The organism is Sulfurimonas marina (genome assembly GCF_014905095.1).
In the GTDB taxonomy this organism is placed as follows: Bacteria; Campylobacterota; Campylobacteria; order Campylobacterales; family Sulfurimonadaceae; genus Sulfurimonas; species Sulfurimonas marina.
The window spans coordinates 1,764,575-1,780,286 of sequence record NZ_CP041165.1 but is presented as its reverse complement, the minus strand read 5'-3'; the positions used below and the strand labels follow the sequence as shown (position 1 = coordinate 1,780,286).

Below are 15,712 nucleotides of genomic sequence, written 5' to 3'. Positions count from 1 at the left end.
TCAGATATATCTAAATATATACAAACTTCAAAAACGATATAATTACAATATGAAATTTTTAATTATTCTCTTTTTACTCTTAAGTAATTTATTTGCATATACAATCTGTCCAAATGGAGAACAAGAGTGTCAAATAGGAAAGATCCATATATTAGATACAAAAAAACTCTCTTCTTTCGATGATAAACTCAGTGAATTTTCAGCACTCGTTTTAAAAGAAAATACTCTTTACTGCTTGAGTGATAAAGGGAGACTGCTTCATTTTGACTTTTCAATAAAAGAGAAAAAGATTGCAAGGTTTAAATATAAACAGAGCTATTCATTAAAAGATAAAAAAGGTAAAAAACTCTCTAAAAACTTCCGAGATGCAGAGGGGATGGATATATACGGAAAAGGTGTAGCTATCTCTTTTGAGGGAAGAAACAGAGTTGAACTGTATGACCTTTATGGAAATCGTTATAAATCGATTAAGCTTAATAAAAAGCTACGAAAAAACGATAATTATGAGAGTACAAACAAAGGTTTAGAATCTGTAGCTTATAGTCCTTTATATGGAATTATTACTGCTCCAGAAGCACCTTTGAAAAAGAAAAAGAAACATAGAATTTATTCGAGAGATTTTACTTGGAAGTTTGATGCAGAAGGGTTTATCACTGATATCAAGTTTATAGATACTCACTATATTATAGTATTGATGCGGGATTTTAATATCTTTACGAGATCTAGAACTACACAGATCTTAAAACTTGATCTTTCAAGTTGTATAGATTCTACATGTAACGCGGAATCATTAGCAAAAATAAGTTCTCAAGATGGATGGAAAATAGATAATTTTGAGGGGATTGAAAAGGTGGATAAAGACACTTACCTTATGGTAAGTGACGATAATGACAGTTTATTTCAAAATACACTTTTAGTGTTGTTTGAAATAGTAAAAGGGTAAAGCTTTTTAACTGTTGATTTTATCTTTGATCTCTCTTGCAAGATCAGAACATCTGTGGATCTTTTCATTGAATGAAAGAGAGTCTTGAAGTAAGATATTGATAAATGCACTTCCGACAATTACACCATCAGCACCTTTTACTTTCTCTTTTGCCGTTTTTTCATTTACACCAAAACCTACATAAACAGGAGTTTGTGTAAACTCCTTAATCGTAGCTAAAAATGGTTGAAGATCTTCGCTTACACCCGAACCTGTGATCCCAGTATAGGCAACCATATAGATAAATTTTTGTGCATCGCTTACAACCTCTTTGATACGCTCAGGCGTATCTGTAGGGGCTACAAAACTGATATTTGCAAGGTTGTTTGCATCAAATAGATTTTTATATCTTAGTGCTTCTTCGTGAGGAAGATCGGGAATGATTAAACCGTTGACACCAAGCTCTTGTGCTTTTGGAAGAAGCAGATCCATATTTTGCTGATAAAAACTATTAAAATAACCCATCCATAAAGTATCCACCGCAGGTGCAACTGCACGTGAGATCTCAAGTAAGTCTTTAAATTTGAATCCGAGTGATAAGGCTTTATGGTTTGCCGCTTCAATCGCCGGTCCGTCTGCAACAGGATCTGAAAACGGAACACCTAATTCAAGTGTATCTACACCGTTTTCCCCTAATGCAAGTGCTAAATCAATCGTAAAGTTTTTTTCTGGATACCCAGAAGTTATATATGCTACTAAGTCTTTCAAAGTTATTTGTCCGTATCTGGAATTTTTAATAAAGAGAATTTTATTTTAGAGAGCTCATTATCGAGCTTGAGATCATCTTGCCATGCTGCAAACATATCACTTACTTCAAGAAGCCAGTTAATCGTTTCTTCATTTATAGGAGGTTCTTTTTCACGTAACTCTTCTAGCTCTGATTCGACAAATGCAGCAAGTTTTGACATAGGCTCAATTTTTAAATAGCTTGAAGCAGATTTGATATTGTGAAATACGCGAAAAAGTTCACTAATGCTTCTTTTGTACATATTTTCTTTGCCAAGGTCTATAACCATCACTTCCATACTATCGATCATCATAGAGTAGTGATCCAGAAACTCATCGACTATTTCAAAATCAAAATTGGCATCTAAATCACTTCTTATACCCATTAAATAATTCTCCTGTATTGTTCAAATTATAGCAATTTTTGGTTAAAATAGCATTATTAATGCCAAAAGGGTTTTTTCAATGGGTAAAAAATTAACTATATCTTCTATAAAAAAGCAAAAGGGTGTAAAACCGTTAGTGATGATCACTGCATATGATGCGCTTTTTGCGAAACTTTTTGAGAATAGTGCAGATATGATTTTAGTAGGTGATAGTTTAAATATGAGCTTTGCAGGCAAATCTGATACGATCAGTGCTACGCTTGATCAGATGATCTACCATACAAATGCAGTTTGTAACGGTGCAAAAGATACTTTTGTCGTATGTGATATGCCGTTTGGTACATATTTAAATAAAAAAGAAGCTCTTAAAAATGCTACAAAAGTATTTCAAAATACTCCAGCAGATTGTGTAAAGATCGAGGGTGGGAAAGATAAAGCCGAAGTTATTAAACACCTTACAACAAACGGGATCGCCGTATGTGGTCATATAGGGCTTTTACCTCAGTCTGTAAGAAGCGAGGGCGGTTACAAAGTTAAAGGCAAATCCGAAGAGGAAAAAGAGCAGCTTTTAAAAGATGCAAAAGCGGTTGAAAAAGCGGGTGCCTTTTGTATGGTGATCGAAGGGACTAAAGCTGATGTTGCCAAAGAGATTGCAGAGTCTGTTTCTATCCCGGTAATAGGTATTGGAGCAGGGGCTGATGTGGACGGACAGGTTCTTGTATTCTCAGATATGTTAGGTTTCTTTGAGGAATTCACTCCGAAATTTGTAAAAAAATATCTTGACGGTGCCACATTGGTAAAAGATGCTGTTGCTCAATATGCCGATGAGGTGGAGAAAAAAGAGTTTCCAAAAGAGGAACATACTTATTAATGAAGAAGAGTTGCTAAGATGGAACGTGTAGTAGAGATCGAGACATTTAATGCTGAAGAGGAAAGTTCTGAAGTAACCTTGCGTCCTGATGCATGGAGTGAATATATCGGCCAGGATCAGATCAAAAAAAATCTCGGTGTATTTATAGAAGCGAGTAAAAAACGTCAAGAAGCGCTTGACCATGTACTTTTTTTCGGCCCTCCCGGTTTAGGAAAAACAACACTTGCTCTTATAATTGCCAATGAGATGCAGAGCAACATCAAAGTTACGGCCGCACCTATGATCGAAAAAAGCGGTGATTTGGCTGCAATACTTACAAATCTGGAAGAGGGTGATATCTTATTTATTGATGAGATCCACAGACTCTCCCCTGCAGTTGAAGAGATACTTTACTCTTCTATGGAAGATTATCGCATTGATATTATCATAGGAAGCGGTCCTGCTGCACAAACGGTAAAGATTGATCTGCCTCGTTTTACTTTAATTGGTGCGACAACACGTGCGGGGATGCTTTCAAATCCACTACGTGATAGATTTGGAATGAACTTCCGTATGAATTTTTATACTCCGGAAGAATTGGCACAAATTGTTGCACAAGCTTCAAGAAAACTCGACAAAGAGATTGTCCATGAATCTGCATTAGAGATCGCAAAAAGAAGTCGTGGGACTCCGCGTATCGCCTTAAGACTACTACGTCGTGTAAGAGATTTTGCCGATGTTGCAGATGAAAGTATTATTACGTTTGATACAACTCAGTATGCACTGAATGAACTAGGGATCAATTCACACGGATTTGATGAGATGGATATAAAACTCTTAAATCTATTGGTTAGCTCAAAAGGAAAACCAATGGGGCTCAGTACAATTGCGGCAGCTCTTAGTGAAGATGAAGGGACTGTTGAAGATGTACTTGAACCCTACTTGATCGCAAACGGATACTTGGAGAGAACAGCAAAAGGAAGACGTGCTACTCGTGCAACTTTTGATGTTCTTAATATGGATTATGTAAATTCTGACGGGACTCTGTTTTGAAATACGAAAAAAGAATTCTTGCCGTAAGGCAAAGCTTTAGTGAGAGGAATTTTGCAAAGAATTCATTTCTTTGTAAAAGGAGAGAGATATAGTGAAACCACAATATTTTATAGCAATACTATTTGCAACGGCACTATACTGGATGTATCTGTTATATGCACCGTATCTGATGGCTATTACGATCGCTGCACTTTTAGCAATTTCAACATCCAATATTCAAAACTATCTGGAAAAACATCTTCACTCTAAGCTTGCAGCTTCTTTTGTTTCCAGTTTATTGCTTGCTGCGCTCTTTTTTGCACCTTTAGGGTATTTTTTAACAACTTTGACTCTGCAGTTAAATTCACTCGAAGCTGATACTATTAAGAGAGTAGAAATATATATATCAAATATGATTGACAACCCACCTAGCTATCTGCTTTTTTTTAAACCTTATTTTGCAGACAGTTTAAAAGATTTAGATGTAAATGCTTTAACGGCAGGAGCCATAAAGTTCGCAGGAAAAGTGGGTACAATCTCAGCAGGATTTTTGAAAAATGCTTTTTTAGTGATCGTATTTTACTTTTTTGCACAATATAACGGTTCAACGATTGTTTCATTTTTAAAACGTGTAGTACAGATGTCTTCAGAAGACGGGACTTTACTTTCACGTGAACTCTCGTCAGTTATGAGTGTTGTATTTTACTCGATCATTACTACGGCAATGTTCGAGGGTGCTTTATTTGGTTTAGCTATCTCTTATATAGGTTATAATGGTCTTTTATTTGGGATTATGTACGGTTTTGCATCACTTATCCCTGTAGTGGGCGGTATTCTAATGTGGTTACCGTTTATGTTATATGAATTCTCAATCGGAAACAGTACAAATGCTTGGTTTATAGCGATCTATTCAATTGTTATGATCTCAATTATTGCCGATACATTTATAAAACCTATCATCATTAAAGAGATCAATAAAAAGCTTTTAAACGATGATGATGCGAAGCTCAATGAATTGGTAATTTTCTTTGCAATTATCGCTGGACTGACAACATTCGGTTTTTGGGGAATGATACTCGGACCTGCAATTACTGCATTTTTCTTGACTATTTTAAAACTATTTGAGGCAAGAACTGCGGAGTGTGAACGAAAACAAATTGTCGTAGAGGACTAGTTTTTTTCGTATATCTCCGGATAATCCCCTTTAAATCTTCTATGAAGCCAGAACCAAAACTTCGGTTCTTTTGTAATTACGGAAGTGAGCCAGTCAGCTTGAAGTTGTGTGGCTTTTTGAATATCTGCAGCTTCATTATCTGTCTTTTCAACCGGGATCTCATCGTATAATGTAAGTGTGAAATTCTCTTCATCATCAGTATGAATAACTCCTGGGATCACAGCAGCATCAAATTTACGCGCTAAAAATGCTGGAGTTGAAGTTTGACGAATATCTTTTCCAAAAAACTTTACCATTACACCCTCTTTAGGGTTAATATTTGTATCTATTAATAAAGCGGGAGCATACCCTTTTTTAAGATATTTCACTAAAGGTCGAACCACGTTAGTTTTTTCTAAAGAGATATTTCCAAAATGATCGCGTGATTCTAAAAGCCACTCTTGGTATGTTTGATTTTTCATCTTTTTGTATACCGGTAAAATAGGGCTTATAAGTCCACCTATACTATTTCCTGCAAGCTCCCATGAAGAGTAGTGAGGTGTAATATAAACTATTGGTCTGTTCTCTTTTTTTGCTTTTTCTACAACTTCCAAATTCTCAATTTTTACGCGCTTTTTCAGTTCATCCAGACTCATGTGACGAATCTCCATAACATGTAAAAAGTTTAGGGCAAGATTTTTAAAAGCATACTTTGTTATAGATACTTTTTCTTCATCAGAGAGTTTATCTCCAAATATAAAGTCAAGGTTTTGAAAAGAGACCTCTCTGTATCTTTTTGAGAAAAGATATCCTAAAAAAGCTAAAGAGAAGAAAAACTTTTTTCTTATAAAATGGGGTAGAAGCATTAAAAGTTTTTCAAAAAGAAGAAACATGTAATAACCTAGCTTTTGCATAAAAGATCCTTTGCTGTTTGAACAATATCCTCATAAGGGATATCTTTAATGGAGAAATCATCTTTGTTAATTTTTAGAATATCTACTTCAGAAGATGACTTAATCCCTATATTCTTAGGAGTTTCATATATCATACGCTTTGTTGTCGGCCCTAGAAGTGTGATCGAGGGGATATTCTGCGCCCAAGCAATATGTGTTGGACCGGTATCGTTTCCAATTAGAAGATCAACATTTGAGATAAAAGAGATAAGCTCATCAAGCTGCATTTTTGGAGCGAGTGTTGCATGCTCGGTATGTTCACAAATCCACTCGGCTTCACTTTTTTCTTGTTCATTCCCCCAGATAATATAGACCTGTTCTTGTAAACTATCACATACTTTTGCAACAAGCTCTTTTGGATAGATTTTCGAAGGCCATGAAGCACCGATCACAAAAGCGATATTTTTTTTATCTTTCATCAGTGTGTAGTCGCTTGTGATAGGAAAAACAGCTTTTTTCTCTAAAAGCATAGTGTCTGTGATCGAAAAATCAAGTGCATCTGCTACAACAAAACAGTTTCTTTTTACAACATTATGCTCGTAAGGGATATCTGAAGTTGTTTTATAAAAAAGAGAGGCTAAAGATTCTCTAGTAGAGTATTTGTTAAAGCCGTGAGTTTTTTTTGAAACTATTCTTGCAACAACTGCAGACTTGATAAGGCCTTGCATATCTATAACAAGATCATACTCAGGGAGTGAGCGGAGTTTTGAGATTAATGCTTTGAGTTTTGAGAAGCTTTTTTCTTTTTTAATTTCTTTGATATTAACGGTGTGAACCATGTTAATCTCAGGATTATTTTTTAAAATAGGAGCAAAAACCTCTTCGGTAATCCAGTCAATCTCAACATCAGGATAAAATTGTTTAATAAATTGTAATACTACAGCACTGTTGACAATATCTCCAAGAGCAGAAAGTCTAACAATAGCTATTTTTTTTATTTCTTGTTTCATTAATGTAATTATAGCTAAAGTAATAAAGTTGTTAAGTTCAATTTGCTATAATAATTCCATAAATTTTAAGGAGTCGAACTTAATGGTACCTATAGATATTCAAAGGTTTTCCGAAAGTCGTACAAAAGCAAGAGCTTATTTTTGTTATCTTTTTTCAAAAAATATTCCAAATAGACTTCCATCAATCACACAAGAGATGATTATGCCTCGCCTGCTAAAGATTAAAGCAGAACTTGAAAAATGTGAGGGGGTATATCTACTTGATTCTAAAGGTGTACAGGTCTCTCCTTCATACACGGCAGATAAAACTATTGAGGATGATATAGGAAAAATTCGTGCGCATCGTGCATATTATTATCGTGCAGTAAGAGAAGAGAGATGTACAATTACCGACCCGTATCCATCACTTATTACAGGTGACCTGACGGTAACTGCTTCAGCACCTATTTTTTGTGAAAACGGTGATCTTAAGTATGTAGCATGTTTAGATATGCCTCTTGGCGAGGTATTAAATCTTGCACAACTCACAAAGTTTGATACAGGTTTTAGTAACTTTTTTAAATATGCATACGGGACGTTTTCATTTGCACTTTTAGCTGTTGCAATACTCCTGTTCTTAAAAGGGGTACAGAGTTTCTTTATACATGAGATCACACCTGCTAGTTTTGATATTAAGCATGTATTTGAGGCGACAATTTTACTTACACTTTCCCTGGCCATATTTGACCTCTCCAAAACCTTGATAGAAGAGGAGATACTCGGTCGGCATAAGGAGCATAATATCTCCGGACCGCATAAAACGATGGTACGGTTTTTAGGTTCAATCATCATTGCACTCTCTATTGAAGCATTGATGTTGGTATTTAAGTTTGCGATTACTGATCCGGATAAGTTGCAGTATGCGATGTTCATTGTCGGAGGAGTAGGCTTCTTACTTATGAGTTTGGCAGTGTATATAAAATTTACAAAATTAAAGATAGACGAATAGAGATTTAATGATAGCGATAGTTGATTATAATATGGGAAATCTGGCAAGTGTACAGAATGCATTTGCTAAGTTAGGAAAAGATACGGTTGTTGAGAGCGATCCTGCAAAGTTTAAAGATTACGATAAGTTGATTCTTCCGGGTGTAGGTGCATTTGGTGATGCTATGGAGCATCTTCGTGAGCGTAATATGATTGAACCGATTAAAGAATTTGCGGCAAGCGGGAAGCCTATGCTTGGTATTTGTTTAGGGATGCAGCTTCTTTTTGAAAGTAGTGAAGAGTTTGGTGCACATGAAGGACTTGGGCTTATCAAAGGGAAAGTAACAAGGTTTGACGAGTCAAAGTTTGAAGAAAAGCTCAAAGTTCCACATATGGGCTGGAACAGAATGTTCACAAAAGAGCATCCGTTGTTCAACGGACTTGACGATATGCATTACCTCTATTTCGTACATACATATCATGTGAATTGTGATGATGAAAACGACATAATCGGAAGAACAAACTACGGCTATGAATTTACATCTGCAGTGGCACACAATAACGTAATGGGAATTCAGCCACACCCAGAAAAAAGCCATACAAACGGCTTAAAAATATTAGAAAATTTTATCTCGCTATAGTTTTGTACGCTGTTGGAAGTGAATTCCACCAGCTACGTTAACACTGGGTTCTCTTCAGCAGAGGGCTCACGCCACTAGTGGCTTTTTAAATAATTAATATATGTAGAAGGAAAATAAACAAAGATGACTTTATATCCAGCGATAGACTTAAAAGACGGACAGGCGGTAAGACTTACAAAAGGGCTTATGGACAGCGCTAAAATATACTCAAATGAGCCATGGGAACTTGTAAAAAAGTTTGAAGAGATGGGTGCTGAATGGGTTCACCTGGTTGACCTTAACGGTGCGTTTGCGGGGGAGCCTAAAAATTTAGAGCAGATTAAAAAAATTCGTGCAAACTGTAATGTAAAACTGGAACTCGGCGGTGGAATTCGTGATGAAGCTACAATCCAAAATATGTTAGAGATTGGAATCGATAGAATCATTTTAGGTTCTATTGCGGTAAAAAATCCTCAATTTGTAAGAGATATGGCAGCAAAATATCCGATAGCTGTAGGTATTGATGCAATTGACGGTTATGTTGCAGTTGAAGGATGGGGTGAGGTTTCATCTATGAAAGCAACTGACTTGGCACGTGAATTTGCCAATGCGGGTGTTGAAGCTATTATTTGTACAGATGTTGGTAAAGACGGGACACTTAGCGGTGTAAATGTTGAGTTTACACTTGATATTGCTCGTGCAAGTGGAGTTAGTACAATTGCCAGCGGCGGTGTTAAAGATGAGGATGATATTAAGGCCCTTATAGATACTAAAGAAGTAGATGGAGTAATTATTGGAAAGGCATACTATGAGGGGACTTTAGACCTGCCTAAAATGTTTAAATTACTTGATTAATAGTAAAACAATAAAAATTTCGATATTATTACCGAAATTAATTTGCAAATTATATAAAAAGGATTTCGCTTGAAATTACTTGTTGTTGATGATAGCTCTACAATGCGTCGTATTATTAAAAATACTTTAGCTCGTTTAGGATACAAGGATGTACTAGAAGGTGCTGATGGTGTTGAGGGTTGGGAACAAATGGATTCAAACCCGGATATTGAGATGTTAATTACTGACTGGAATATGCCTGAGATGAATGGACTTGAACTTGTAAAAAAAGTTCGTGCAGATGCACGTTTTACAGATCTTCCGATCATTATGGTTACTACAGAAGGTGGTAAAGCAGAGGTTATTACAGCTTTAAAAGCGGGTGTTAATAACTATATTGTAAAACCGTTTACACCACAAGTTTTAAAAGAGAAGCTTGGTGCAGTTATGGGTATCGCTGATTAATGCAAGAGCATTATTATGAACTCACTGTAAAAGTTTCCTCTCATCATTCACTGTTTTCAGATTTTTTATCCGATACACTTCCTGTCGGTTTTGAAGAGACTGAAGATGGATTTATTATTAGAAGTGAAGATGATTTAGAAACTATCGCTTGGGGATTGGAACAGTTTCGTGAAGCACTACAAAAAGCTTTAGGTGTTACAATAGAGTTAGAGACTACACAAAAAAAGCTCCAAAACAATGATTGGGTTCAAATGTATAGAGACAGCATTGAACCACTAGCAATAGAAAAATTTTACATCCATCCTACATGGAGTGAAGACAATCCAGATTTAATAAATATTGTAATAGATCCTGCATTAGCATTTGGTACGGGACATCACCCGACAACAGCTTCAGTACTCAAAGCAATATCGAAATATGTAAAAGCTGATGATAGTGTTTTAGATGTGGGATGTGGTAGCGGTATACTCTCTTTAGCTGCAATGAAGCTGGGTGCAAGTGTAGATGCTTGTGATACTGATGGGGTATCTGTAAAAAACTCTCTGGAAAATGCACAACTGAATAATTTAACATTTGATAAAATCTGGGAAGGTTCGTGTACAAATTTAGAGAAGAAATATGATGTTGTTGTAGCAAACATAGTTGCAGATGTTTTAATATTCTTAGCAAATGATTTGAAAAAAGCTTTAAAAGATGATGGTATATTGATATTATCAGGTATATTAGATAAGTATGAGGATAAAGTTTTAAAATCGTATTCTGATTGTGAGATTGTAGACAAGATCTATCAAGATGAATGGGTGAGTTTAGTAGTAAAAAAGAGATAAATAATGGCAGACAAACAAGATAATAATAAAAACAATAACTTTTTTAATCAAAATCCCCTTATAACATTTGCAATATTTTCAGTTGCGGTGATTTTGATATTTAAAATGATGATAGGCGAAGATGGTGGTTCATCTTCAACACTAGGCGGTAGTGCGAAAGTAAAACAGGTAAGTTACTCTGAACTAAAAGCTCTAGTGGAAAATAAAGAATTAAGTAATGTTGAGATTGGACAAAGTTATATCCGTGCTAAATCAACTGACGGTGCTACACTATATACTACAAGAGTAATTCCTGAAGATAATGGACTTGTAGAGCTTTTAGATAAAAATAAGATAGAGTATACAGGTTTTAGCGAATCAAACTGGTTTACAGAGATGTTTGGATGGTTATTCCCATTTTTACTAATACTCGGTATCTGGATGTTTTTTGCTTCAAGAATGCAAAAGTCTATGGGTGGCGGTATGCTTGGGATGGGTGCCAACAAAAAGATGGTAAACTCTGAAAAACCTAGTACTAAGTTTGATGATGTAGCCGGTGTTCAAGAAGCAAAAGAGGAAGTTCAAGAGATAGTTGACTTCTTAAAATACCCGGGTCGTTATGTTGAGATCGGTGCTAAGATCCCTAAAGGGGTATTATTAGTTGGTTCTCCTGGTACGGGTAAGACACTATTAGCAAAAGCGGTAGCAGGTGAAGCTGAAGTGCCTTTTTTCTCAGTAAGCGGTTCTAGTTTTATTGAGATGTTTGTGGGTGTTGGTGCTGCACGTGTACGTGACCTGTTTGAACAAGCAAAAAAAGATGCACCTTCGATCATCTTTATCGATGAGATCGATGCTATCGGTAAGAGTCGTGCTGCCGGCGGTGTAATGGGTGGAAATGATGAACGTGAACAAACACTTAATCAACTTCTTGCTGAGATGGATGGATTTGGTACAGACACACCTGTAATTATTTTAGCTGCAACAAACAGACCTGAAATTTTAGATCAGGCACTTCTTCGTCCCGGACGTTTTGACAGACAAGTTCTTGTTGATAAACCTGACTTTGAAGGGCGTATTCAGATCCTAAAAGTACATGTTAAAGATGTAAAAATGGATGATGATGTTGATCTTGAAGAGGTTGCTCGTTTAACTGCAGGGTTAGCTGGTGCTGATTTGGCAAATGTAGTAAATGAAGCGGCACTTTTAGCTGGACGTAAAAGTCAAAAAACGGTAAAACAGCAAGACCTTTTTGAATCCGTTGAAAGAGCGTTAGCAGGTCTGGCAAAAAAATCACGCCGTATCAATCCAAAAGAGAAAAAAATAGTAGCGTACCATGAAAGTGGACATGCTCTTTTAGCTGAGACTACAGAGGGTGCGAAAAAAGTATCTAAGGTATCTATCGTACCTCGTGGACTTGCAGCTCTTGGATATACACTTAATAAGCCTGAAGAGGACAAGTTTATGATGCAACGTCATGAACTATGGGCAGAGGTTGATGTTCTTCTCGGTGGACGTGCAGCTGAACAAGTGTTCTTAGGTGAAATTTCAACAGGTGCTGGAAACGACTTAGAACGTGCAACTGACATTATTAAGTCTATGGTACAAACGTACGGTATGACTGAGATTGCTGGTCTTATGGTACTTGAAAAATCTCGTCAGTCATTCTTAGGGCCAACTGGACAAAGTGCTAGAGAATACAGTGACAAGATGGCTGAAGATATGGATACTTTCATTAAAGAATCTTTACAAGAGCGTTACGAAGCTGTAATTGCTCGTTTAGAAGAATATCGCGAAGCGATAGAAGATATGGTATCATTACTCTATAAGAAAGAGAACATCACAGGTGATGATGTTCGTCAAATAATTAAAGATTTTGAAGAAAGAGCAGGAATAGAGTCTAAACTTGTTGAAGAAGTTGAAGGGATAGAAGAGGAACTTAAAGAGGATGCTTCTATGAGTGACAAAGAGCAGAAAGATGAACAATAATCTCTTAATCATTGCAAAATATTCTTTTAGTTATGTGGGTTATTCTGCATTAGCTTTTATCATATTTTATATGTTTGGTTTTGAGTTTTTAGCAACATTCGCTTTTTTTGTAACTCTCTTTTTTGTATATATTTTTAGAAATCCGGAGAGAGAGTTACAAATCTTCGATAAAAGTAGTATTATTGCTCCGTGTGACGGTGTTGTAAGTGCTATAGAAGAGATAGAAAACGGTATATATAGATATAAAGTAGAGATTGAATCTACTTTTACAGATGTAGGACTTTTACGTGCGCCAATGAATGGAAAAGTTGAAAAACTTGCACTTATAAAAGGGACAAAATCTCCAAAGTCTTCTAAACTTTTTTCTGATCTTAACGAGTCTTTATCTCTTGAGATTGTAAATGATAAAGAAGAAAGTATAAAAGTGGTTCATAGCTTAAAACAATCACCTGTTCCTATCTTTTGTGACCTGCATGACGAGCAGGAGGTTATTAAGTCTATGAGATATGGTTTTGCTACAAACTGTGTAACAACTATTTATCTTCCTTCGAATGTTCGATTAAATCTAAACATTACTGACAGAGTAAAAGCATCTGAGAGTTTAATAGCTTACTTCTCTTGATGCTGTTTCTCAAACAATAACTTCTGCGTATCTATACCAAAGTCAAAATAGTTCGATCTATAGTTATTTGAATTTATCCCAGATAGTTGGATAATAGCAGCTTCATAGTTCCTCGCTTCGAGATATAGAAGTGCAAGGGCTAATCTACTTTCATAAAATGATCTATTTTTTATCTTTGCAAGCTCTAAAAGGGCAATAGCATTACTATGGTGCCCTGCAGCAGTCGATGCAACAGCCCCAAGATAGAGTGTATATGCATCTGTTACTTTTCTTTCATCAATAAGGTGGTTATATAAAGAGTACGACTCTTCAAACTGTTTATCATAGAGTGATGCGAGTGCAAGAGTATTTTCAATCTCTAACGTATAACTGTCTGAAGTAGCCAGTTTCTCTTTGAGTTGTTGACGAAGATAGTAGAGTTTACCTGTTAAAAGATTTGTTTGAATATAGAGATATCTTGTAATGTACGGACCGTAGTAAAGATCATTATAGTCAAAACTTTGATCTTTGAGATAACTGATAATCTCTTTCGCATATTTTACATCATCATAGTTATGGAAATGGGTATCCATATACATAATATGTGGGAGAATATCGTTTGGTAATAAAGATACAAGTTCTGATGTCGCAGCATTTGCAACATCATAGTTTTTAGTGTGTGTAGCAATGATCGCATTAAGTACAAGATATAAAGGTCTTTTTTTATCACTTACCTGAAACCAGTCAGCAGCTAAAAGATAGTTGTTCTCTGAGATAGCCAGAAGTGTTTTATAAAGTTCTTTCTCTTCACCGTCATTTTCCATATGGATAGAATCAGAAAGGATAGAACGGAGTTTTAGATATTTATTGTTAGTGAGTTGTGCTGTAAATACTGCATAAAGACCCGCTAAAAAGTTTTTTGAATCAAGATAGTATGAGCGTAAAAAATGTTCATGTGCTTTGTTTAGATTCCCCAGCTGAGCATATGTTAATCCCAGGTTATATTGAAGTATTGAGTGTTTTGGCTGGATAGTAACTAGTTTTTGAAAATCTTCATTTGCCTCACGGAGTTGTAGGTTCAATGCTTTTTTAATAGCAATGGTCATCCCTTTATTTACATTTGATGATGAGGAACTTTTTTTAAGATACTCTTGAGCCGATTTAATATTGTCTATAAAAGTGTTTGCATTCCCTTTACGGATATAGCTAATTGTTTGATCGGCATTAAACATTTTATAGGGTGAATAGTAAAATATTTTTTGATAATCGATGTTTTTTGATTTAAGAGTGACATTTCTATATGTTTTTTGAGCCTCTTTAGGATCAAAGAGTGACTCTTTTAAGTTTACTATAACGGGGTAGGGTTTTGTTATCTCATCCGGAAACTTGTCAGAAGCTTTTTTTAACGTTATAGTTGCTTTTTCGACTTGTCCCGCTTTTAGTAGTGTAAATGCCATTGCCAGTCTTGAGCGAAGTACCTCTTTTTCAGCTAAGAGAGATGCTTCAAAATGTTTCACTGCTAAATTAACATCACCGACTCTTGCATAAAGTAAGCCTAATGAGAAGTCATTAATATCATCTGTATTTATCTCGATAGCATCAATAGCATCATAGTTGTTTTCATAAAGTGCATTTATTTTTGCTTTTAGATTGTTCTGGATTATCGGATAAGTTTGTGTTGTACCATTATTTAAACTATTTAGTGCTGAAAGATAGTCACGTTTATAGTAGTTGATCAGAGTGTAATAGTATGAGTAAAGAGGTGAGTTGATTTCATACGGGAGATAAGCATATGCTAAATCAATATAGTATGAAAAACTCTCTTTGTCTTTGAGATATAAAGAACAAACAGCAGCATTAATAGCACTTACACACCTTTTCTCATCATTCTCTATTGCTTTTTGAAAGGTATCTAATGCAAGTTTATATTGTTTATCTTTGAGTTGTGCTACCCCTAAGTTATACATAGAGATTGCTTGGGAATATTGTGCAATTTTTTGATAAAGTGAAAGTGCTTTGAGTTTATCACCGTTTGAATAGAGATAGTTTGCTTTTGCAATCATTTTTTCGAGTTTACTAGGCTCAACTTTTATCTCTTGGGGAGTTTTGAGTTTTTCCTCTAATACTGATTGGCTTGTGAGTGTAGTTAACTCTTCATCAGAAGAACTAGAAAACATAATTACAGCTAAAATCAAAGTGATTAAAATAACTGCTATTGATATAAAGATTATAAGTTTTTTGTTTGAAGTATCATCGGTATCATCTTGAACTTCATGATCGGATGCATCTTTGATTGCATCCATATCCTCAATGATAATTATCTCTTCTTCTTGTTCGTTAGCCATAGGTACCTAGTTTTTGAAATTATAACACAACAAGCAATTTTAATACCATAGATATAA

The 15,712-nt window shown here is 35.5% G+C and carries 16 protein-coding genes; 11 read left to right on the top strand and 5 right to left on the bottom strand.

What is annotated here, in order from left to right; genetic code table 11:
- The first annotated feature begins 49 nt into the window (after positions 1-49).
- Positions 50-943: an esterase-like activity of phytase family protein gene (locus tag FJR03_RS09095; protein ID WP_193113196.1), complete on the top strand. Its 894-nt coding sequence runs from the start codon at positions 50-52 to the stop codon at positions 941-943.
- Positions 944-949: 6 nt separating this feature from the next.
- Here the strand turns inward: FJR03_RS09095 and trpA are convergent, their stop codons facing one another.
- Both trpA and FJR03_RS09085 read right to left on the bottom strand, forming a co-directional pair.
- On the bottom strand, positions 950-1,690 hold the full coding sequence (gene trpA / locus FJR03_RS09090; protein WP_193113195.1) for a tryptophan synthase subunit alpha: 741 nt from the start codon (positions 1,688-1,690) through the stop codon (positions 950-952).
- A 2-nt stretch (positions 1,691-1,692) separates the two neighbouring features.
- Entirely contained in the window at positions 1,693-2,094 is a 402-nt protein-coding gene (locus FJR03_RS09085) for an Hpt domain-containing protein (protein ID WP_193113194.1), read from the bottom strand.
- A 79-nt stretch (positions 2,095-2,173) separates the two neighbouring features.
- Here FJR03_RS09085 and panB point away from each other — a divergent pair, with 79 nt between their 5' ends.
- From panB to FJR03_RS09070, 3 genes are all read left to right on the top strand, one after another.
- Positions 2,174-2,965, top strand: coding sequence for a 3-methyl-2-oxobutanoate hydroxymethyltransferase (gene panB / locus FJR03_RS09080; RefSeq protein WP_193113193.1), 792 nt, complete (start codon positions 2,174-2,176; stop codon positions 2,963-2,965).
- An 18-nt stretch (positions 2,966-2,983) separates the two neighbouring features.
- On the top strand, positions 2,984-3,997 hold the full coding sequence (gene ruvB / locus FJR03_RS09075; RefSeq protein WP_193113192.1) for a Holliday junction branch migration DNA helicase RuvB: 1,014 nt from the start codon (positions 2,984-2,986) through the stop codon (positions 3,995-3,997).
- Between the two features lie 91 nt (positions 3,998-4,088).
- On the top strand, positions 4,089-5,150 hold the full coding sequence (locus tag FJR03_RS09070; protein ID WP_193113191.1) for an AI-2E family transporter: 1,062 nt from the start codon (positions 4,089-4,091) through the stop codon (positions 5,148-5,150).
- Here FJR03_RS09070 and FJR03_RS09065 read toward each other — a convergent pair.
- Both FJR03_RS09065 and waaC read right to left on the bottom strand, forming a co-directional pair.
- Positions 5,147-6,043, bottom strand: a complete 897-nt coding sequence (locus FJR03_RS09065; protein ID WP_193113190.1) for a lipid A biosynthesis lauroyl acyltransferase — start codon at positions 6,041-6,043, stop codon at positions 5,147-5,149. The genes FJR03_RS09070 and FJR03_RS09065 overlap by 4 nt on opposite strands.
- Positions 6,031-7,032 carry a lipopolysaccharide heptosyltransferase I gene (waaC, locus tag FJR03_RS09060; protein WP_193113189.1) on the bottom strand — a complete coding sequence of 334 codons (1,002 nt, stop codon included), beginning with the start codon at positions 7,030-7,032 and terminating at the stop codon, positions 6,031-6,033. The genes FJR03_RS09065 and waaC overlap by 13 nt, the downstream gene beginning before the upstream one ends.
- A gap of 82 nt (positions 7,033-7,114) precedes the next feature.
- Here waaC and FJR03_RS09055 point away from each other — a divergent pair, with 82 nt between their 5' ends.
- The 7 genes from FJR03_RS09055 (at position 7,115) to FJR03_RS09025 (ending at position 13,331) form a co-directional block, all read left to right on the top strand.
- Complete coding sequence (locus FJR03_RS09055; protein WP_193113188.1) at positions 7,115-8,020, top strand: PDC sensor domain-containing protein; 906 nt, start codon at positions 7,115-7,117, stop codon at positions 8,018-8,020.
- 7 nt (positions 8,021-8,027) lie between these two features.
- Positions 8,028-8,639, top strand: coding sequence for an imidazole glycerol phosphate synthase subunit HisH (hisH, locus tag FJR03_RS09050; RefSeq protein ID WP_193113187.1), 612 nt, complete (start codon positions 8,028-8,030; stop codon positions 8,637-8,639).
- A gap of 123 nt (positions 8,640-8,762) precedes the next feature.
- The gene (gene hisA, locus FJR03_RS09045) at positions 8,763-9,473 is read left to right on the top strand and encodes a 1-(5-phosphoribosyl)-5-[(5-phosphoribosylamino)methylideneamino]imidazole-4-carboxamide isomerase (protein WP_193113186.1); all 711 of its coding nucleotides are present in this window, start codon (positions 8,763-8,765) and stop codon (positions 9,471-9,473) included.
- A gap of 69 nt (positions 9,474-9,542) precedes the next feature.
- Complete coding sequence (locus FJR03_RS09040) at positions 9,543-9,917, top strand: chemotaxis response regulator CheY (RefSeq protein ID WP_193113185.1); 375 nt, start codon at positions 9,543-9,545, stop codon at positions 9,915-9,917.
- Positions 9,917-10,744 (top strand): 50S ribosomal protein L11 methyltransferase, encoded by an 828-nt coding sequence (locus FJR03_RS09035; RefSeq protein ID WP_193113184.1) that lies wholly within the window; start codon positions 9,917-9,919, stop codon positions 10,742-10,744. The genes FJR03_RS09040 and FJR03_RS09035 overlap by 1 nt, the downstream gene beginning before the upstream one ends.
- Before the next feature lie 3 nt (positions 10,745-10,747).
- Positions 10,748-12,709, top strand: coding sequence for an ATP-dependent zinc metalloprotease FtsH (gene ftsH, locus FJR03_RS09030; RefSeq protein WP_193113183.1), 1,962 nt, complete (start codon positions 10,748-10,750; stop codon positions 12,707-12,709).
- Positions 12,699-13,331, top strand: a complete 633-nt coding sequence (locus FJR03_RS09025; RefSeq protein ID WP_193113182.1) for a phosphatidylserine decarboxylase — start codon at positions 12,699-12,701, stop codon at positions 13,329-13,331. Before ftsH ends, FJR03_RS09025 begins: the two co-directional genes overlap by 11 nt.
- Here FJR03_RS09025 and FJR03_RS09020 read toward each other — a convergent pair.
- Entirely contained in the window at positions 13,319-15,655 is a 2,337-nt protein-coding gene (locus FJR03_RS09020; protein ID WP_193113181.1) for a tetratricopeptide repeat protein, read from the bottom strand. The genes FJR03_RS09025 and FJR03_RS09020 overlap by 13 nt on opposite strands.
- Positions 15,656-15,712: the final 57 nt, after the last annotated feature.